We start from the raw sequence: 20123 nt of genomic DNA on the forward strand, positions 1-20123 counted from the left end.
AGAAGTGAAACACAATCGCGCCGATGGTAGTGTGGGGCTTCCCCATGTGAGAGTAGGTCATCGCCAGACGCCTAATTAGAAGAGGCCACCCAAGCGGGTGGCCTTTTTGCTTTTGAATTTATTTACATGGGGAAGCCCACCTTTGTGTGTGGCTCCGAGACGTCGGACCGCCCCATGTGAGAGTAGGTCATTGTTGTAGTGGAGCATAACGACACGACACCTCACCTGCCTTGTCTAAAACCCGCACTGCCCGCTGTAAAAATAACCAGCAAAGACAAATAGCCCCTTGGCACGTTGTGCCCACCTTCGCTGTAGGTGTATCTATCAATAATTGATGTTTTTATTGAGGCTGAGTTCGCTGTCGCGTAGATCACTAGATGCTTTGCATGTTGGCTACGATGAGGGGTATGGAGAGATGCGACAGAGATCATCCTTAGCCACTAAAACATGATTACAGATATTCTTGGGCGCTGCCATAATATATGCTGTAAGCTCCCTTGACCTAGTATGTCCGCTCAGCAACGGAGGGCCAGCTTGACGTTATCTTGGCTTCGTAAACCGTATTTAACAGCATCGCTTGTGCTTTGCTGTTATTGCTTGTTGTTGGTCGGCGCTTATTTTGGCGGAAGAGTCCTAGCAGCATCTACTGCTGTTACCGAAGCTAAGCAGCAGATTTTTTTGGCGCTTGAGCATACCGCCGATGCGATCAACAAGGCGACTATTAGTCAAGATGAGCGCCGTACTGGTGATGAGTTACGTTATTTAGCGGCGAATGAGAATGTTATTTCCATCGCATTTATCGATAGTAACAATACTATTCGCTATGCTAACCATTCTCTGTGGCTAAATACCTTTGCTCAGGATGTATTCGATCAGTATTCCCCCGCTGTCGCCCAAGCGGTGAGTCAATCTGCAGCGCCCAGTTATCAAGCCGATACTGAGCGAGATCTATTGCTCATTTATTTTCCGATTGCGTTATACAACCCTCAAAGCGATGCCGATATTAGCACCGTATTTGTTGAATATGACCTGTTCCCACAGGTGTCCGCAGCTACCAGTACTTTCAATCATCTATTTATTGCTGTTGCTGTGATTAGCTCATTGTTATTTCTTGGCATCGCCTTGCTGATTTATCGCTTGTGCATCAACCCCTTGTCACTGCTTAAACAGCGCTTAGCCCAGCGACATTTAGTGCCTGAGCCACAATGGCCGATTGAATTTTATCAGCAACTAGATGCTGACATACAGGCGCTGTACCTGCATACGGATAGGTTGCTTGAGCGTATCAAGGAAAACGAGCAACGCTGGTTGTTTGCCGTGGATGGCAATAACAATGGTTTGTGGGATTGGGATATGGTGACCGGTGAGGTGTTTTTATCTGACCGCTGGCAAGAGATCGTCGGCTATGCGCCCGGGGAGCTAACGCCAGAGTTTGCTACATGGCGTAAGCTGTTGCACCCAGAGGATCTGCCAACGTCGCTGGCGCTGCTACAAGACTACCTTGATGGCAAAGCCGATGAGTATGTGTCGTTACATCGTTTGCTACATAAATCGGGAGATTATGTTTGGGTCCGTAGCCGGGGCATGGTGGTGGCGTGGAATGCACTGGGGCGGCCCACACGCTTAGTTGGCATTCAAACCGATGTTTCTAACGATATTGAAAATCAACATACACTGGCATTTTTGGCGAGTCATGATCCACTGACTCACCTACCGAACCGTGAACACTTGATTAACGGTTTGCAGCGTCTCTGTGCGGCGAATGAACAACAGCTGAGTTTTAGTGCGCTGTTTGTGATCGATTTAGATAACTTTAAAGTGATCAACGATGCGTTAGGGCATAAGTCTGGTGACAGTTTGCTGCTGCAAGTAAGTAAACGCTTGGCCGATGCCACTAGCCCGCACCTCCTAGCGCGTATGGGCGCCGACGAGTTTGCTTTGGTGGTTGAGAATATCGCGGATAACCACGATGCGGCCACCAAGAGCGTATTTGCCATTGCGGGCGATATTCGTCAGAGTATTTCACAGAGTTTGGTGATTAATGGTCATAAGCTCAATGTCTCTGCCAGCGTTGGAGTGCATCTCATTAAACCTCGGGAGACAACGACTTCCGGTGAGTTACTGCGCTGTGCCGATATGGCGATGTTTGATGCCAAAGAGCGTGGCCGCGATAACTGTGTCATCTACTCTCCGGAGATGGAACGGCAGGTTAGTACCCAGTTAATCATTCAGAACGACCTGCGTGATGCCATCGACAAGCGTCAGCTAGAGATTTACTACCAACCGATTGTTGATGAATATGGTGTACTTGCTGGTGCCGAAGCGTTATTGCGTTGGCGCCATCCGATGTTTGGCTTTATCTCTCCTGCCGAGTTTATTCCTGTCGCTGAGCGTTCCGGGTTGATTGATAATTTAACCCGTTGGCTGATTAAGGATGTTTGCGAGTTTTTGGTCATCAACGCCGACAAACAGTTACCGAAAATTTCGCTCAATATCAGCGCACGTCAGTTTAACGATGTGGACTTTGTCGAGCGTTTACTGTCTGAGATTAAAGGTCGGCAACTGGTGGCGTCAGCCTTTGAATTAGAACTCACCGAACACCTGTTTTTAACCGATATCTCCCTCGTGAAAACCCGCTTTAACGAGTTGAGACAGGCCGGCTTCTCAATTGCTATTGATGATTTTGGCACGGGCTATTCATCGCTGAGTTATCTACAGCATCTGCCGTTGTCACGATTAAAAATCGACGCGTCGTTTGTGCGCAACATCGGTGAAAATGATAGAGGCAATGCCATCGTCAATGCCATTATTGAGATGGGACATGCGTTGAAGTTAGATGTTGTTGCCGAAGGCGTGGAAACGCCAGCGCAACATGCCTATCTCAAAGCCCATGGCTGTGATTGGTTTCAAGGTTATTTGTGGAGTAAGCCGTTACCGGCGGCAGAGTTTGCGCGACTCCTGCCGCGCGCTGGTGAAGTGCGCCAATTACGCTCAACTGCTGAACCAGTCCATTATTAGCGCCATCGTTTGCTTACGGCAGCAATCGTGCTCGATCAATAACTCGTGGCGTGCGCCTTCAATCTGCTGTAGCTGAGTATTTTCCCCACAGGCGCGCCATTGCGCACTGTTGTCGACCACGCGGTCATTGGTGCCCTGCAAAATTAACGTGGGGATCGCCAACTTCTTGGCTGCTTGCAATGCTTGTTCCGCTGCTGGTAGAGATGCTAATAACCACTGATTACTCGGTGAGCCCAGCTGGATTTGCGGTACTTGTTGGTATAACGCTAACAAGCGGCTGTAGCGCTGGCGGCTGTGCGTTAGTGGATTGCCATAAAAGGGCTTGGCGTGATAATCCTGCCCACCCAAGATGTAATTGGGTTCATTATCGCCAGAGTAGCGGTTCATCTTATTCGCTAACCAACTTACCCACGACTTAGGCAGTGGCAACTTAATGCCAAACATGGGGGCGCAGAATACTGCTGCTTCAAAGTGCTCACTGTGTTGTGCAAGATAGAGCGCAGCAATAGCTCCCCCCATCGAATGTGCTAACAAGTAACGATGCTGATGTTGTTGCGGTAACACCACCTCCGCCACAAATTGGCTGAGATGGTCAACATAACGGTCAAAGCGATCGATATGGCCAATGTGGGAATTGCGGCAAAGTCGGCTTGATAACCCTTGTCCCACATGATCAACGGCATACACACTAAAGCCTTGCTCATACAATTCGTAGATCACTTCAATATATTTGAGATAGCTTTCTACGCGGCCATTACTGATGACGACAACTTTGTTGTGATTCGGATGCTCAATATAGCAATAAGCCATGTGGTGACCATCGGCGAGCGTGAGGCTGCTTTCTGAAACGTGTTGCCAGAATTGCTCTAGCTGCTGCTCTGATAGCGGATGGTCATATTGACTGCGAAATCTACCCACGAGACCTCCTAACGCTGCGACTTCATCGCTAAAGCATACCAGTTATTGCCTCGCTGTGGTTGTCACTTAAGTCGATAAATCATTGGGGCTAAGGGATTTTGCAGCTGGAGATTGCCCCAGCCGATTGCCGCGATTTGGTAAAGTCGGCACTTTTGTAACATTCACATTGAATGAGAAGCGTCTCGCGCATGCTAGAATAAGGCAGTTACCACTACCAATTCCGAATAATGCAGGTAACGCGAACGAGGCTTTTTATGATTGATACTTCTATCCCGTTGGTGGATTTGCACCGACATTTGGACGGCAACGTCCGTATACGAACGATTTGGGAACTCGGTCAGCAGCACGGTATCGCGCTGCCAGCAAATTCGGCCGAGTTACTCGCTCCCCATGTGCAAATTCAGGGAAAAGAAGCCGATCTCTTAGGTTTTTTAGCCAAGCTAGACTGGATGGTGGCCGTCTTGGCTGATTTGGACGCGGTGCGGCGTGTCGCTTATGAAAACGTCCAAGATGTAGCTGACTCCGGCATTGATTACGCAGAATTGCGGTTTAGCCCTTATTACATGGCGATGAACCACAAATTGCCGCTACAAGCGGTAGTCGAAGCGGTGATTGATGGCGTTAATGCTGGTATGCGTGACTTCAACACCCAGGTGAAATTGATCGGTATTTTGTCACGCACCTTTGGTCAACAAGCCTGTTTAGATGAGATGAATGCGCTGGTGAGTTGTCACCAAGGTTTGGTCGCGGTGGATCTGGCTGGCGATGAGTTGGGTTTCCCTGGCGAGCTGTTTAATGATCACTTTAAAAAAGCGCGTGATGCGGGCTTGCAAGTCACCGTGCATGCCGGTGAAGCAGCGGGGGCTGCTAGTATCTGGCAAGCGATTAACGAGCTTGGCGCGGTGCGGATTGGTCACGGCGTCAAGGCGGTAGAAGATGCCAAGTTGATGGATTATTTAGCGAAACAGCGTATCGGCATTGAATCTTGCCCAACCAGCAATTTGCACACCTCGACCGTAGCGTCTTACGCCGTACATCCGCTGAAACAGTTTATCGATGCGGGGTTGTTGGTGGGCTTGAATACCGATGATCCGGGCGTGAGCAACATCGATATTGCCCATGAATATTGTATCGCGCAGCAAGAATTGCAACTGACGGCAGCGCAACTGCAGCAACTGCAACGTAACGGTATCGAGATGGCCTTCCTGTCAGATAGCGAGCGCCAAGCGCTGTATGCGAGTAAAGCGTAAACGCTATTTGATCATCTTAAGCCAATAGAAAAGCCGACGAAATGTCGGCTTTTCTGTGCATTGAAGCGGCTTAGATAACGCGAGAGAACTGTTGTTGACGGGCTTTTTCGCGATAGTACACGTCAAAACAGATACAGATGTTACGGATCAACAGACGACCAGTTTCACCAACGTGGATTTTGCGGTCAGCCACCGTCACTAGCTTGTCATCGATGAAGGTTTGCAGCAGTTTCAAATCTTCTGCGAAGTATTCTTCAAAGTTGATGCCCAGTTTCTCATCCATTTTTGCCATATCTAAATCAAAGTGGCAGATCAGCTGTTTGATTACCGCACGACGGATTTCGTCATCACGGTTCAATTTGCAGCCTTTCCACAATGCATGACCGTGGTCATCAATCGCTTCATAGTATGGGCGAATATCTTTTTGGTTTTGCGCGTAACAATCGCCAATTTGGCTGATGGAAGACACACCCAAACCTAACAGATCGCACTCTTCTTGGGTGGTGTAACCTTGGAAGTTGCGGTGCAGGCGACCTTCGCGTTGCAGTTTTGACAGCTCGTCATCTGGCTTAGCAAAGTGGTCCATACCGATGTACTGATAGCCCGCGCCAGTCAGGGTTTCGATAGTATGCTGCAGGATCTCCAGCTTTTGCTGCGGTGTTGGCAGATGTTCATCTTTAATCTTACGCTGCGCGGCAAAGCGTGCTGGCAAGTGGGCGTAGTTGAACACTGACAAACGGTCTGGCGATAGATCCAAAATGCGTTGAATGGTCTGCGCAAACGTCGCTGGGGTTTGGTGTGGCAAGCCGTAGATCAAATCCACGTTGGTTGACACAAAACCCATCGCTTTGGCTTTGTTGATCAGCGCAAAGATAAACTCTTCATCTTGTTCGCGGTTAACGGCCTCTTGCACTTCTTTATTGAAGTCTTGCACGCCGATAGAAATCCGGTTGAAACCGGCTTCTTTGAGCGTATCCAGCATGGTCAGTTCAATTTCGCGTGGGTCAACTTCAATCGAGTATTCACCTTCGTCGGCAAAATCAAAGTTGGCTTTGAGCAATTGGGTCAAACGCAGGATCTGCTCAGGATTGAGGAAGGTCGGGGTACCGCCGCCCCAGTGCATTTGGGTCACTTTGTAACGCTTAAACAGTGGTGCACGTTTAAGAATTTCGCTTGCCAAATATTCGATATATTGGTCCGCTTTGTGCTGATGACGGGTAATAATCTTATTACAGCCGCAGTAATAGCAAAGCTTGGCACAGAATGGCACATGGATATACAGCGACAATTTATCGCTTTTGCTGTGTTCAATCGCCGATAGCAGATCGCCCTCAGTGAAGGAATCATCGAACTCCAGCGCCGTCGGATATGAGGTATAACGCGGACCGCTGTAGTTGTACTTCTCGATCATTGACTGATCCCAGCTGATTTTAGTGGGCTGCTCCAAGACGCGTCCTCCGACATTAAATTAGCAACAGGCGAAGTATGCAATGTTACTCGCCAAATAACCTTGATCCAGTTTGAAATTCTTACATGGATATTTAAGAAACAGCGAATATCTATGAAAAAGTTACTAATGTCTGCCCAAGTGGCTCGGATTTGTGCACCGACTCACGTCAAAGCGCCCAACTTTAGCCAGTTTTAATGGGTCGGCTTGAGCTCAAACTTCGCTAAGGTCTTCGCTTCGCTGAGGATATCATCCTGTAATGCCGCTTCAGATTTCATGCGGGTGAAATCCAACTGCATGCGTTCCTGTTTGGGCAGCGCCTTACGCTGTTCCAAAATCGGATGGGTTTTGATCAACTCATAATGTTGATAGGTGGCGGGGTAGTCATCAACAACACGCTCGGTGAGTGATAACGCTTCAAACAGTTTAGCAATGCGCAGCACGCCCTCAGATATCTCACAACGGTCTTCGGTCATTGCCAAAGCGATGTAGCGGATATCGTCGAGTACGCGCTGCTGACGTTGCTGTATGGCTTGCTGTTGTGCGGCAATTGCGGCTTGTTTGGCTTGTGTCTGCTTGCGCAAACGGATGAGTAACATAGTGGCGTAGGCGGCAAGGCCGACCACAATGACAAGCGCTACAACTACCAGCAATATCTGCACAACGGCTCCTTACTTATCGTCTTCTTGGTACTGCTTCAGCAGATCTTCGCCAGCATCGAACTTGGCCAGCAGATCTTCATCATCAGTAAATTCATCGTCGTCGGCATCAGCAAGATCATCAATACCGAGCTTAGCCATCAAACGTTCAAGTTCGTTCAATTGCTTATCTAACCATTGCTGGTCTGCCGCTGACAAGGTTTTACCTTCTTCCAGCAGATCCAACAGGTTGTTCAGGCGTGGGTCGTTTTCCAACTGTGCCAGCTTTTGCTCATCTGTTAACGGCGCTTGTTTCACTGCGCGAACCGCGGCAATCGGCGCTTCTTTGGTGGTTGGCAGCGTCAAGGCTACCGGCTTTTTACTGCCGATACGTGGGTCTTTCTTCGCTTTGCCGCCATTGCTTTGTGGCTGCGCCCCAACGGATTGACGGCTACCAGATTTGTTGCCGTTATCTTGTTTTTTGCGAGCGATAGTGCGCTCAGCTTTTTTGGTTCGCGGTGCACGCTTGGCACCATTTTCATTGGTGTTGCGCGACTTTTTAATTCTGGTCATATGGCTCTCATTTGATGAAATTGCTATCAGGGTGCAAGCGCTTTCATCCTAGTTTACTGCAGCTTTGCAACCGGGGCGCGATTTATAGCAAATTACGCTGCTTTTTGCATCAATACAAAGTCGCCTTCGGCAAATAAAAGCGATAAACCGGAAATTTCGGCCAAATAAGCAAAAGTCCGTGGCTGATAAAAGCTCACATGGGTGGGATTATTCTTAAAGTGCCACTTAGCAAATGCATCGACGGAGCGTAGCAACGGTGTCGAAATTGCCAGCCAAGCGCCGGGTTTTAGCAACTGATTGAGCAACTGCCACTCACGTGCTGGCGTGTGAAAATGCTCAAATACCCGATAGCTACAGATAAAGTCGTATGGTTGATGTAGCCATTGGCGTTCGGGAGCAAAGAAAGGATCAAACTGACGGATTTGGTAGCCCGCTTCAGCAACTCGGGCTAGTGCCGTTGCTGATAACACCCGGCCGAAATTCAAGCCTTCCAGCGGCTGGCTACCCAGGCTGGTGAGTTGCGTCATCAACACATCGATAAACGCTTCCAGTTGTTGCTGTTTGCTGTGCTTTTGCGCGCGGCCATAACGCTGCCGCTGAATCGGTGGGGGGAGTACGCTGTTGGGATCGGCAAACACTAGTCCGCAGCAATCACACAAAAAGAAACTGCGTTTCTTATCGTGATAGTGTGGTTTCGTTGCTAAGGTACGGCACAGAGGACAATTCGGCATCTACTTCATATTCCAATAAATTTAGAGAAATACAGAAATAAAAAAGCGGCAGACGAGCTGCCGCTTGATGATGACACTTTGTGCCCAATTCTGCTAGTTGCATTCCATGCGAAGCGAACGACTCTCCCGGTCATATCCCTATTTTTATTGACGCATTCCGTGCTTTGTCGTTTGTGGCCGTCCAGACCTTTTTATTAGTTAGGCATCATGCCCACTATAGCGAGGAGTGATTGCCGCACTCCCATAAGCTGAGAGTCCCCCAAATGACTCTGCAACCGCTATTGCTCCCAGAAAATTATGGTTTTTTTACTGACTGGGAATCATAAAACGTCGACATTAAAAAACATTTAGTGATCTGTGTCAACTATTATCAAGTTTACGTAAACGTCAATTTGTTGCTTTTGGTGGCGCTAAAGTGGCGATATAGGCGGCTAGCGCGGTAATTTCTGCGGGAGTAAGTTTGCGGCTGATATCGGTCATCATATTGTTGATGTCGTTATGGCGCTGCCCTTGTTTAAACTTAGTCAGTTGTTGCTCGGTATACAGTGCGTGTTGCCCAGCTAACGCGGGAAAGCCTGCGGCCGCCAGCCCTTGACCATTAACACCGTGACAGGCGGAACACGCGGCAATATCGCGTGCCATATCGCCGCCGAGATACAGCCGTTTACCGGTGTCATCCTCAAGCGGTGCACTGGGTTTACTGGGCGGCAGGCTGGCGTAGTAGGCGGCAAGCTGGGCAATATCGGTGGCAGATAACGGAGCGCTAAAACTCGACATCATCGGATCGTCGCGGCCTTGGCCGGCTTGTTTAAAATCGTGCAATTGCTTGGTGAGGTATTTGGCGGATTGGCCAGCCAAGTTAGGAAAGTTGGCGCTGGGGGCAATCCCTTGCGCACCATGGCAGCCAGCACAACTGGCCGATTTTTGTTGTCCGGCCTGAATATCGTTGGGCGTTGCTAATGAGTATTGGGTCAGTCCGCACCACAGTGACACTAGGGCCACGACTCGCATAGTGAATTTGCTCATGATGATTTTCGGTGTAAACGCTTAGGCATGTTAGAATGACGGGCTAATGAGCGCATTTTTACATAAATTTGACCGCAACGCATGTTAGCTGCGGTGTTTTTAGGCAACGGAGAGTTTCACTTGACTGACTCAAGCATCGATTTTCGCAAAACACACTTTGTGATCAGCGCGCCGGATATCGACCACCTCGAACAGCACATTCCCGGTAATGAAGGTATTGAAATTGCCTTTGCTGGCCGCTCGAATGCGGGTAAATCCAGTGCACTTAATGCATTGACTGAACAGAAAAACTTGGCCAGAACCAGTAAAACACCGGGGCGTACACAGCTGATCAACGTGTTTGAAACTGCACCAGGTTGCCGTTTGGTGGATTTACCGGGTTACGGTTTTGCGCAAGTGCCATTGGCGATGAAGCAAAAATGGCAGCAAGCGCTGGGTGAATACCTGCAACATCGTGAGTGTTTGCACGGTGTGGTGGTATTGATGGATATTCGGCATCCATTGAAAGACTTAGACATGCAGATGGTGCAATGGTCGGTTGAAAGCCAACTGCCAGTGCTGGTATTGCTGACCAAGTCTGACAAGCTGACCCAAAGTGCACGGATGAAAACGGTGAATGACGTGCGTAAGGCGCTTGCCGATTTTGGTGATGCCGTGCGAGTTGAGAGTTTTTCATCATTGAAAGGCACTGGCAAACCTAAAGTGCTGAGCATGTTGACAGAGTGGTTTGTTGGCCCAGCAACTGCCGATGAGAACGTTGCTGCCGCAGAATAATCTGCCCTTCCTTCCTGCCGTTCAGGCAAAAAAAAGCCGAGGACATTTTGTGTTCTCGGCGTAAATTCATTTAGCCCCTTTTGGGGAGAAGCCAAATTCAACAAGACTCAAGAACCGTCAAAGCTGTGATCCAACGGTTCTGCGCCAGAATAGCGCATCTTTTTAGCAAATTAAAGTAATTACTCTAAATGTTAGGCAAAAAAAAGCCCCAGCCTTGTGTGGAGGCTGGGGCGCCATTATTTGGCTGATCACTAAAAGTGAAATAAAGGTCTGAAAGATAGAACATCTTAACCTCTGTACCCTACGCCGCGAATAATAGCCCATTTATCTGTATTTTGAAAACAGTTTTTTATTTTTGCGTTCAATAATCGCGTCTATGATCACAATTGTGCCCAGCGATCGCCGACATGAATTTCCAGATTTGTAGTTATCTTACTGATTATAAATAAAAAGCCATCTTTCGATGGCTTTGGGGTAGTTAACACGATTGTTGTGCTCAGTGGGCTAGTGCGCTTGTTCCCAGCTGTCACCTAAGCCAGCTTCGGCTAACAATGGCACTTTAAGGTCGGCCGCGGTTGCCATCAGTTGGCAGATTTTCTCTTTTAGCGCCTCGGCGTTGTTTTCATCAACTTCAAACACCAGTTCGTCGTGTACCTGCATCACCATGGTGATATCAGTACGTTGCTCGCTACTGATCCACGCATCAACGGCAATCATCGCTTTTTTGATGATGTCGGCGGCGGTGCCTTGCATTGGCGCGTTGATTGCCGCGCGCTCAGCTGCTTGGCGGCGCATGGCGTTGCGGTCTTTGATCTCTGGCAGATACAAACGGCGACCAAACAGCGTAGACACGTAGCCTTGCTCGGCAGCTAATGCGCGGGTTTCTTCCATGTAACGCATCACACCCGGATAGCGTTTGAAGTAGGTATCGATATAACTTTGGGCTTCACTGCGTGGAATATCCAACTGACGTGCCAAGCCAAAGGCTGACATGCCATAAATCAAACCAAAGTTAACCGCTTTGGCGCGGCGGCGTTGCTCTGAGGTTACAGTTTCAAAGGCGACGTCGAACACTTCGGCGGCGGTAGCGCGGTGAATGTCTTTACCTTCGGCGAAGGCGGTTAGCAGGCCTTCATCGCCAGACAGGTGCGCCATAATGCGCAGTTCAATTTGCGAGTAGTCGGCGGCCAATACTTTGCGGCCGGTTGGCGCAATAAAGGCTTGGCGGATCTTACGGCCTTCTTCGGTGCGGATTGGAATATTCTGCAAGTTCGGGTCGCTTGAGGACAAACGGCCCGTGGCAGCATTGGCTTGGTGATAGCTGGTATGCACGCGGCCTGTTTTACCGTTGACCATCAGCGGCAATTTGTCGGTGTAGGTGCTTTTCAGCTTGGTCAGGCTGCGGTGCTCCAAAATCACTTTTGGTAGCGGGTAATCCAGCGACAGTTCGACTAACACCTCTTCGGCGGTAGATGGGGCGCCTTTTGGAGTTTTTTTGATGACCGGATAACCGAGCTTGTCAAAGAATAGCTGTTGCAGTTGTTTAGTCGAGCCGAGGTTGAACTCTTCACCGGCGATCTCAAAGGCTTTCTGTTCCAGCTCGTCAATTTTGCGCGCCAGTTCTTCGCTCTGCTGCCCCAGTAGCATGCTGTCGATCAGTACGCCGTTGCGTTCCATTTTCGACAAAATGGTGATCAGCGGTAGCTCGATGTCAGTAAAGACACTTGGCAGGCCGGTTTCTTTGCTCAAACGTGGCCACAGGTGCTGATGTAGGCGCAGGGTGATGTCGGCATCTTCCGCGGCATAATAAGCGGCGGTGTCTAGCTCAATCTGGTTAAAGGTTTTTTGTTTGGCACCTTTACCGGCGATCTCTTCAAAGCTGACACATTTATGGCCGAGATATTTCAGCGCCAAGCCGTCCATATCGTGGCGCGAGGCGACCGAGTTGAATACGTAAGATTCCAACATGGTGTCAAAGCGCGCGCCCTGGAGGGTGATACCGACGTTAGCGAAAATACTAATGTCATATTTGAGGTTTTGGCCGATTTTGCCGATGGTGGGGTCTTCCAAAATCGGTTTCAGTTTGGCGAGCACGTCAGCTTTGTCGAGTTGTGCTGGTGCGTCTATGTAGTCGTGCATCAGCGGCAGGTAGGCCGCTTTGCCTTGTTCGATAGCAAACGAGATACCGACTAGCTCGGCATCCATATAGTTCAGGCTGGTGGTTTCGGTATCCACCGCAAGCTCGTCCGCCTTGCGGAGTTGCTCCAGCCAACTATCGAACTGCTCGTGGGTGAGAATGGTGTCGTAGGCGATTTCCACTGCGGCGGTTTCTGCCACATCTTCGGCACTTGCGCTTTCTTTGTGGGCATTTTGCGGCGCTTTGTTATCCAGCACTTCGCCGAGCCAGCGTTTGAACTCCATTTCGCCGTAGAGTTTGATCAGTTCATCGCGATTGGGTTGCTCAATATTGAGCGCATCCCATTGGATATCCAACTCACAGTCGGTTTTGATGGTGGCTAGCTCGTAAGACAGCTGCAACATTTCAGCGTTATCACGGATCTTTTGCGCCATGGTTTTAGCACCACGGAAACCTAGCGGCGTAACATCATCCGGATTTGCTAAAATCTTACTAACGCCACCGAGGCCGGTGAGCATCGCTAGTGCTGTTTTTTCACCCACCCCCGGCAGGCCGGGAATGTTATCGGCTTTGTCGCCCATCAGCGCCAGCAAATCGATGATTAGCTCAGGGCCGACGCCAAACTTAGTGGTGACTTCTTCTGGCCCTAAAATGGTGTCAGTCATGGTGTTGATCAGTGTGACGTTGTCGTCCACCAATTGCGCCATATCTTTATCACCAGTGCTGATTAAGATGGCACGGCCATCTTTGCTCGCTTGGCAGGCCAGTGTGCCGATGACGTCGTCAGCTTCTACGCCAGACACGCACAACAACGGCAGCCCCAGTGCTTTAATGATTTTATGTAGCGGCTCGATTTGGCTGCGTAGATCATCGGGCATCGGCGGACGGTGCGCCTTGTAGTCGGCATACATCTCGTTGCGGAAAGTCGGCCCTTTGGCATCAAACACCACCGCCATTTGCGACGGCGTATAGCGCGACAGCAAGCTACGCAGCATGTTGACAACCCCATACACGGCACCCGTGGCCTCACCTTTTGAGTTGGTCAGGTGCGGCGGTGCATAATAGGCTCGGTAAAGATAAGACGATCCATCAACAAGGATCAGTGGGTTGTCGGCGATTTTTGGCATAGTGTCGAAATCGATTTTTTAGCTATTTGAATTAGCGGTAAAGGATGCCACATAAGGGAAATTTGAGCCACGACAAAATCCTCTCAGCCTGTGGATAAGTCTGTGAGTGAAAAAGTTAACAGCGTGGGTAACAGGAGAAAGGCTAACTCATCCTAACAGCTAACATACTGTTTTTAATTCGCTAATTATTTTTTTGTGCGTTGTGCTTTACTTTGGGTAAATTTTCCTGTCTGTGGATTTCTAAAATTCCATTTCCAGATTTACTGCAGAGGATCCGCTGAAGGGAGCTCGCTGGAACAGTTGGAATAAGTTAGCATGATTTTTGAGCGGATCAACAGTTTCATAACACTTTTGTTAAACTCAAATGACATAAGAGGAATTTTTTAATGAAGAAAATAGCGGTGCTACTGAGTGGCTGCGGTGTATTTGATGGTAGCGAAATTCATGAAGCGGTGTTGACCTTGCTGGCGTTGGCGAAAGCGGGCGCGAGTTATCAATGTTTTGCGCCAGATATTGACCAACTGCATGTGATTAACCATGCCGCTGGTGCAGTGGCACAAGCTGAAACGCGCAATGTGCTGGTGGAATCGGCGCGCATTGCCCGTGGCGATATCAAAGCCACTACCGAGCTGGATCTCAGCGAGTTTGATGGTTTGGTGATCCCCGGTGGTTTTGGCGCGGCGAAGAATCTTTGTGATTTTGCTGTCAACGGTGCGGCAGCGCAGGTTGCGCCATTAGTGGCTGAGTTTATTGGTCAGTTTATTGCGGCAAAGAAAGTGGTGGGTTTTATCTGTATCTCGCCGGTGATGATGCCGTTGCTGTATGGCGCAGGCGTTAAAGGCACGATTGGTACGGATGCGGATACCGCGGCGGCATTTAATGCGATGGGCGGCGATCATCAAGCGGCACAGGTCGATGAAGTGATAGTGGATGCCGAGCATAACGTGGTGAGCACACCAGCTTATATGTTGGCGGGCAACATTGTTGAAGTGCATAACGGCATTGAGAAACTGGTGACTAAGGTGCTAGAGCGCGCTTAACCGCCCATCAAGCCTAATAGAAAATGCCGTGCGCAGCGTTAGCTGCCACGGCATTTTTATGGTGTGGCAGTTGTTACTGCTTTTTCTTTGCCTGTTGCGCTTTTGCTCGTTCCTTTTGCGCCTTGGTCCACGCTTGGTACTCGGCAAAATAAGGTTCATCTTTGAGTAACTTTTGCTGTGGGTCGAGCTGAATATGGTCAGCGTTGCCGACGATCAGCTCACCGTGCCCTTGCGGCATCGGTACCGTACGCAGCTTGCCATCGACCAACACTTCAACCGGCAACGAGAAATCCCCTTGGGTTTGTGTCCAGCTGATTTTCAATACATCGCCTTGGCGTTGGCTCATCAGTTTGGGCAGCTGCGCTTGGTAGAGGTAGGTGTTAAAAAAGCCTGACAGGTCTTGGCCGCTCACGCGGTTGACGATGGCGATAAAGTTTTTGGTATTGCTGTACAGCGGTTTGAAGTTACCTGGCAACGGATCGGCGGTGCCATAGACTAATTCACGAATAGCGCGGAAGAACTGCTCACCACCAAGGTAGTTACGCAGTGTGTGCAGCACCAGCGCGCCTTTGTTGTAAATATCTTGGCCGGGGCCGCGTTTTTCATCGTAGACACCTTCTTCGGTTTTAGATTCACCCGATACCATTGGTGCCTTATTGCTGATCTTGGCGCGAATGCCATACAACATCGCATCGTAGGCCATTCTGCCATGCAGATATTCGGCATACAGCGGCTGCATATAGGTGGCAAAACCTTCGTGTAACCAGAAATCATCCCAGTTTTCATTGGTCAGTTGATTACCAAACCATTCATGCGCCAGTTCGTGCTGCAGCAGGCTGTCGTAGCCAAACAGTTCTTTGGCGTAGTGGTTGCCATAGGCGTTGATCGTTTGGTGTTCCATGCCAAGGTGCGGCGTGTTTACCGCCGCCATTTTGTCTTGCCAAAACGGATAAGGGCCGATGTAGCGCTCAAAAAATTCCAACTGTTTGGGAAACTCAGCAAACAATCCTTCGGCCGCTTTTTTATCGCCTTTGAGGTACCAGTAGTGCAGTGGATATTGATGACCGTAGCGGCTGTGATAAGCGGCTTGTAGCTCTTCATAGGGGCCGATATTAAGTGCTACGGCATAAGTATTAGGTTGGGTAACTTGCCAATGATAGGTGCGCCAGCCATCTTGTTCAGTCATACCGAGCAATTTGCCGTTAGATGGCGCGACCAGCGGTGCTGGCACTTTGATAAACAGCTCGGCAATTTCTGGCTCGCCCATCGGTTGGTCGATACACGGCCAGAACAGATCGCAGCCTTCGCCTTGTACGGCGGTGGCAATCCACGGTTGGCCGTCTTCAGTTTTGCTCCACACAAAGCCGCCATCCCACGGGGCATGTTTGGCTTGATGAGGTTTACCAGCGTAATCGATGCTGACCGTAAAGGCGGTTCCTTGCGCAAGTGGTTGCGGCAAATTAATAAACACGCGGCCTTCGGGATTACGCCATTGCTCTGCAGTTAGCGGCTTGCCATCAATGTCGATGTGGCTGATAGGCAGTTCGCGGTCGAGATCGACGGAAAATTCTGTTAACGGCGCTTTGGCTACAAAGCTCAATACCGCATGACCTGCAATAGTTTCCGTGTCGGGAAACACTTGCCAATGCAGCTCGGCTTTTTTGAACAACAAGTCCCGTTGTGTCGCCGGCATCTCGCCGCCGGATTCTTTGGTAAGCGCGGTATATAGCGGTTTTTCGGGCGTGTTATTAAGGTTGCTACAACCGGCGCTGGCAAGTGACAGCAACGGCGCGAGCAAGTAAACGTAGGATTTCATCGTGGCTAAGTATCATTATTATGCGGAAACCAGAGCGCCATTGTGCCGTGCAATAGCGGTGGTCACTACGCCTAAAATGTTGCCAATCGTTTCAATTCTGTGAAGAAATCAGCTGAGGCTAGCTTTTACGGCGGCTATCGAGCCAACCTTGAACTAAACCCGCCAATAACCCTGCTAAGTGCGCGTTGTTAGCGATGTTATCGCCCATCACGCCACTAAACCCCAGTACCAGTGACAGCAGCATAAAGCCCATCAGCGCTGGGCGTAACACTAAACCGCGTTGCGGCGCCCATTGGCTCATGACCCAGCTGTAACCAATTAAGCCATAAACCACGCCGGAAAGTCCGCCAAAGTTGGGGCCATCAAAGAAAAACTGCACCATGTTGGGTAAGGTACCCGCGACGACCAGCAGCAGTAATAAACGGCCACTGCCGAGGCTGTTTTCAATGCGACCACCGAGGTACCACCACCACAGCATGTTGAAGGCGATATGCATCAGGGAAAAATGCAACAGACTCGGAGTAAACAGACGCCAGAATTGCCAATGGCTCTCCGATGTTGCCCCAAAAAATGACAGTGCGCTGAAGATGGCTTCTGGCATAAACAGCATGGCGATATAGATAGCCACGCACGCAATTAAGGTAATTAACGTGACGGGGCCTGCGCCGGTAATGATTTGACTCAGGAGTTGTAGCCCCGGCGCGCCGTAATCGAGTTTGGTGCGGTTATCACCCACATCCCACGAGGCTTGTAAGTATTTGGCATCCATTGGGTTATGGATAAAGGCGGCGAACTCGCGCTGCGCCGCGGTGGCGTGACTGTCATCGACCACGAAAATTGCCGTACCTTGGGCCACATGCTCAAGGTGGGTTTCAATCCCTTGGCTTTTGAGATAATCGGTCAGTGCCATGACGGCACGGGGTGATGCCAGTCGGCCAATTTCAACCATTGGCGGCGGCCCAAGCGGTGTAACCACCTTCGAGGCTGTAGATATCGTCAAAGCCTTGTTGGTGTAGGTATTCAGCGGCGCCTTGGCTGCTGATGCCGTGGTAGCACACCACCACTAAAGGCGCGTCTAAATCGGCCTCGGTCATAAATTGGGCGATATTGTCGTTACCCACGCGCATAGAACCGGCGATATGGCCCTGCTCAAAACTGGCGGGATCGCGGATATCGATGATTTGTAATTCGTCGCCTTGTTGCAGACGTTGTTGCAGTTCAGAAATGTTCAGAATCTTATAAGTCGACATAGTGATACCTAATGTGTCGGAGCCTAATTTGTTGATGCTGATCACATTTTGCCTGAGGGCACTGCATGAGTACAGTGCCCAGCAAGCACAGTCCTGATTTGGGCGTTATTCCCAGTTCAGAATTACCTTGCCTGATTGACCAGAACGCATGGCATCAAAGCCTGCTTGGAAGTCATCAATAGCAAAATGGTGGGTGATAATTGGCGAAATATCTAAGCCAGATTGGATCAAACTGGCCATCTTGTACCAAGTTTCAAACATCTCACGGCCGTAAATGCCTTTGATCACCAAACCTTTAAAGATCACCTTGCTCCAATCAATCGCCATTTGGCCGCCAGGAATACCCAGCATGGCAATTTTGCCGCCGTGGTTCATGGTGTCCAGCATGGCGTGGAACGCAGAGGGTACGCCAGACATCTCTAAGCCAACGTCAAAGCCTTCGGTCATTTTCAGCTCTTTCATGACGTCTTTGAGGTTGTCTTTGCTGACATTAACCGCGCGGGTAGCGCCCATTTTACGCGCCAGATCTAAGCGGTATTCGTTGACGTCGGTGATCACCACGTGGCGTGCGCCCACGTGTTTACAGATCGCCACCGCCATGATGCCGATAGGGCCAGCGCCAGTGATCAACACATCTTCACCAACCAGATCAAACGACAGTGCCGTGTGCACTGCGTTACCGAATGGATCGAAGATAGACGCTAAATCATCACTGATATCATCTGGGATGCGGAAGGCGTTGAACGCTGGAATTACCAGATATTCGGCAAAACAGCCTTCGCGGTTCACGCCCACACCAAAGGTGTTGCGGCACAAATGGGTACGACCCGCGCGGCAGTTACGGCAGTGGCCGCAAGTGATGTGGCCTTCGCCTGAGACGCGGTCACCGAGGTTAAAGCCGCGGACTTCGCTACCCACGCCGACCACTTCACCGACATATTCATGGCCAACCACCATAGGTACTGGAATGGTATTTTGTGACCATTCGTCCCAGTTGTAGATATGCACATCGGTACCACAAATGGCGGTTTTGCGAATTTTGATCAGCAGGTCGTTCGGGCCCATTTCCGGCTTTTCAACATCGACCATCCAGATGCCTTGTTCAGGCTTTAATTTGCTTAGTGCTTTCATGATGACTCTCAATGCTCGCCTTAGATAATGCCCATCTCTTTACCGATACGGGTAAAGGCGGCAATGGCGCGGTCCAGCTGCGCTTTAGTGTGCGCGGCCGACATTTGGGTACGGATACGTGCTTGGCCTTGTGGTACTACCGGGAACGAGAAGCCAATCACGTAGATGTTTTCTTCGAGCAGTTTGTTAGCAAAATCGCCCGCCAGTTTGGCGTCGCCAATCATCACCGGCACGATAGCGTGGTCGGCACCGGCTAAGTTAAAGCCCGCAGCGGACATTTGCTCACGGAAATATTTAGCGTTTTCATGCAATTGGTTACGCAACGCGTCGCCGTCTTCCAGCAGCTCCAATACTTTGATGGAGGCCGACACAATCGCTGGTGCCAACGAGTTAGAAAACAGATACGGGCGTGAGCGTTGACGCAGCCAGTCGATCACTTCTTTTTTACCGGCAGTGTAGCCGCCAGATGCGCCACCAAGGGCTTTGCCGAGTGTGCCGGTGATGATGTCTACGCGATCCATCACGTCACAATATTCGTGCGTGCCACGGCCTTTGTCGCCGACAAAACCTACAGCGTGCGAGTCATCCACCATCACCAGTGCGCCGTATTTGTCGGCCAAATCGCACACGCCTTTGAGGTTGGCAATTACGCCGTCCATCGAGAATACGCCGTCGGTGGCGATCAGAATATGGCGCGCGCCAGCGTCTTTGGCGGCAATCAGTTGTTGCTCTAAATCCGCCATGTCGTTGTTGGCGTAGCGGAAGCGTTTGGCTTTACACAAACGCACGCCGTCGATGATGGAGGCGTGGTTCAGCGCATCAGAGATAATCGCGTCTTCAGCGCCGAGTAGGGTTTCAAATAAACCGCCGTTAGCGTCAAAACATGATGAGTACAGAATGGTGTCTTCGGTACCCAAGAACGCCGACAGTTTGGCTTCCAACTGTTTATGAATATCTTGGGTGCCACAAATAAAGCGCACTGATGCCATGCCAAAGCCGTGATCATCAAGCCCTTGTTTGGCTGCGGCAATCAATGCTGGATGGTTAGCTAGCCCTAAATAGTTGTTGGCGCAGAAGTTAATCACTTCGGCGTCGTTAACTGTGATGGCGGTTTGTTGTGGTGACACGATAACGCGTTCGCTCTTATAAAGACCGTCCGCTTTGGTTTGTTCTAGTTGTTGTTGGATCTGTGTGTAGAATGCAGAAGATGCCACGTTCAGTCTCCCTTTTGTGATTATGCTGACTTG

The 20123-nt window shown here is 50.0% G+C and carries 16 protein-coding genes; 4 read left to right on the plus strand and 12 right to left on the minus strand.

Going from position 1 to position 20123, the window contains the following annotated elements; all coding sequences use genetic code 11:
- Positions 1 to 678 precede the first annotated feature (678 nt).
- Complete coding sequence (locus L9G74_RS12205) at positions 679 to 3018, plus strand: putative bifunctional diguanylate cyclase/phosphodiesterase (protein ID WP_238896691.1); 2340 nt, start codon at positions 679 to 681, stop codon at positions 3016 to 3018.
- On the opposite strand, the gene L9G74_RS12210 is transcribed toward L9G74_RS12205, so the two are convergent.
- Positions 2992 to 3936 (minus strand): alpha/beta fold hydrolase, encoded by a 945-nt coding sequence (locus L9G74_RS12210; RefSeq protein ID WP_238896692.1) that lies wholly within the window; start codon positions 3934 to 3936, stop codon positions 2992 to 2994. The genes L9G74_RS12205 and L9G74_RS12210 overlap by 27 nt on opposite strands.
- A 254-nt stretch (positions 3937 to 4190) precedes the next feature.
- Between L9G74_RS12210 and add the strand changes: the two genes are divergently transcribed.
- Positions 4191 to 5186 carry an adenosine deaminase gene (gene add / locus L9G74_RS12215; protein ID WP_238896693.1) on the plus strand — a complete coding sequence of 332 codons (996 nt, stop codon included), beginning with the start codon at positions 4191 to 4193 and terminating at the stop codon, positions 5184 to 5186.
- Between the two features lie 70 nt (positions 5187 to 5256).
- Here the strand turns inward: add and hemN are convergent, their stop codons facing one another.
- From hemN to L9G74_RS12240, 5 genes are all read right to left on the minus strand, one after another.
- Positions 5257 to 6633 (minus strand): oxygen-independent coproporphyrinogen III oxidase, encoded by a 1377-nt coding sequence (gene hemN / locus L9G74_RS12220; RefSeq protein ID WP_275297392.1) that lies wholly within the window; start codon positions 6631 to 6633, stop codon positions 5257 to 5259.
- Positions 6634 to 6827: 194 nt separating this feature from the next.
- The gene (locus L9G74_RS12225; protein WP_238896695.1) at positions 6828 to 7295 is read right to left on the minus strand and encodes a DUF2489 domain-containing protein; all 468 of its coding nucleotides are present in this window, start codon (positions 7293 to 7295) and stop codon (positions 6828 to 6830) included.
- 9 nt (positions 7296 to 7304) lie between these two features.
- The gene (yihI, locus tag L9G74_RS12230) at positions 7305 to 7844 is read right to left on the minus strand and encodes a Der GTPase-activating protein YihI (RefSeq protein WP_238896696.1); all 540 of its coding nucleotides are present in this window, start codon (positions 7842 to 7844) and stop codon (positions 7305 to 7307) included.
- A gap of 92 nt (positions 7845 to 7936) precedes the next feature.
- A complete protein-coding gene (locus tag L9G74_RS12235; RefSeq protein ID WP_238896697.1) occupies positions 7937 to 8575 on the minus strand; it encodes a class I SAM-dependent methyltransferase in 639 nt (212 codons plus the stop codon).
- Positions 8576 to 8962: 387 nt separating this feature from the next.
- Positions 8963 to 9586 carry a c-type cytochrome gene (locus L9G74_RS12240; RefSeq protein ID WP_238896698.1) on the minus strand — a complete coding sequence of 208 codons (624 nt, stop codon included), beginning with the start codon at positions 9584 to 9586 and terminating at the stop codon, positions 8963 to 8965.
- A 135-nt stretch (positions 9587 to 9721) separates the two neighbouring features.
- On the opposite strand from L9G74_RS12240, the gene yihA reads away from it, so the two are divergent.
- The gene (gene yihA / locus L9G74_RS12245; RefSeq protein ID WP_238896699.1) at positions 9722 to 10375 is read left to right on the plus strand and encodes a ribosome biogenesis GTP-binding protein YihA/YsxC; all 654 of its coding nucleotides are present in this window, start codon (positions 9722 to 9724) and stop codon (positions 10373 to 10375) included.
- Positions 10376 to 10879: 504 nt separating this feature from the next.
- Here yihA and polA read toward each other — a convergent pair.
- A complete protein-coding gene (gene polA / locus L9G74_RS12250) occupies positions 10880 to 13639 on the minus strand; it encodes a DNA polymerase I (RefSeq protein ID WP_238896700.1) in 2760 nt (919 codons plus the stop codon).
- A gap of 386 nt (positions 13640 to 14025) precedes the next feature.
- On the opposite strand from polA, the gene elbB reads away from it, so the two are divergent.
- Entirely contained in the window at positions 14026 to 14679 is a 654-nt protein-coding gene (gene elbB, locus L9G74_RS12255; protein ID WP_238896701.1) for an isoprenoid biosynthesis glyoxalase ElbB, read from the plus strand.
- A 73-nt stretch (positions 14680 to 14752) separates the two neighbouring features.
- On the opposite strand, the gene L9G74_RS12260 is transcribed toward elbB, so the two are convergent.
- The 5 genes from L9G74_RS12260 to L9G74_RS12280 all read right to left on the minus strand — a co-directional run bounded on the left by L9G74_RS12260 (position 14753) and on the right by L9G74_RS12280 (position 20090).
- Positions 14753 to 16495: a M1 family metallopeptidase gene (locus L9G74_RS12260; protein WP_238896702.1), complete on the minus strand. Its 1743-nt coding sequence runs from the start codon at positions 16493 to 16495 to the stop codon at positions 14753 to 14755.
- A 118-nt stretch (positions 16496 to 16613) separates the two neighbouring features.
- Entirely contained in the window at positions 16614 to 17444 is an 831-nt protein-coding gene (gene glpG, locus L9G74_RS12265; RefSeq protein ID WP_238896703.1) for a rhomboid family intramembrane serine protease GlpG, read from the minus strand.
- Positions 17437 to 17745, minus strand: coding sequence for a thiosulfate sulfurtransferase GlpE (gene glpE, locus L9G74_RS12270; RefSeq protein WP_238896704.1), 309 nt, complete (start codon positions 17743 to 17745; stop codon positions 17437 to 17439). The genes glpG and glpE overlap by 8 nt, the downstream gene beginning before the upstream one ends.
- 105 nt (positions 17746 to 17850) lie before the next feature.
- Positions 17851 to 18876, minus strand: a complete 1026-nt coding sequence (gene tdh, locus L9G74_RS12275; RefSeq protein WP_238896705.1) for an L-threonine 3-dehydrogenase — start codon at positions 18874 to 18876, stop codon at positions 17851 to 17853.
- Positions 18877 to 18896: 20 nt separating this feature from the next.
- The gene (locus L9G74_RS12280) at positions 18897 to 20090 is read right to left on the minus strand and encodes a glycine C-acetyltransferase (RefSeq protein ID WP_238896706.1); all 1194 of its coding nucleotides are present in this window, start codon (positions 20088 to 20090) and stop codon (positions 18897 to 18899) included.
- Positions 20091 to 20123 lie beyond the last annotated feature (33 nt).

The sequence above is a fragment of the Shewanella electrica genome (genome assembly GCF_022321485.1).
GTDB classification, from domain to species: Bacteria; Pseudomonadota; Gammaproteobacteria; order Enterobacterales; family Shewanellaceae; genus Shewanella; species Shewanella electrica.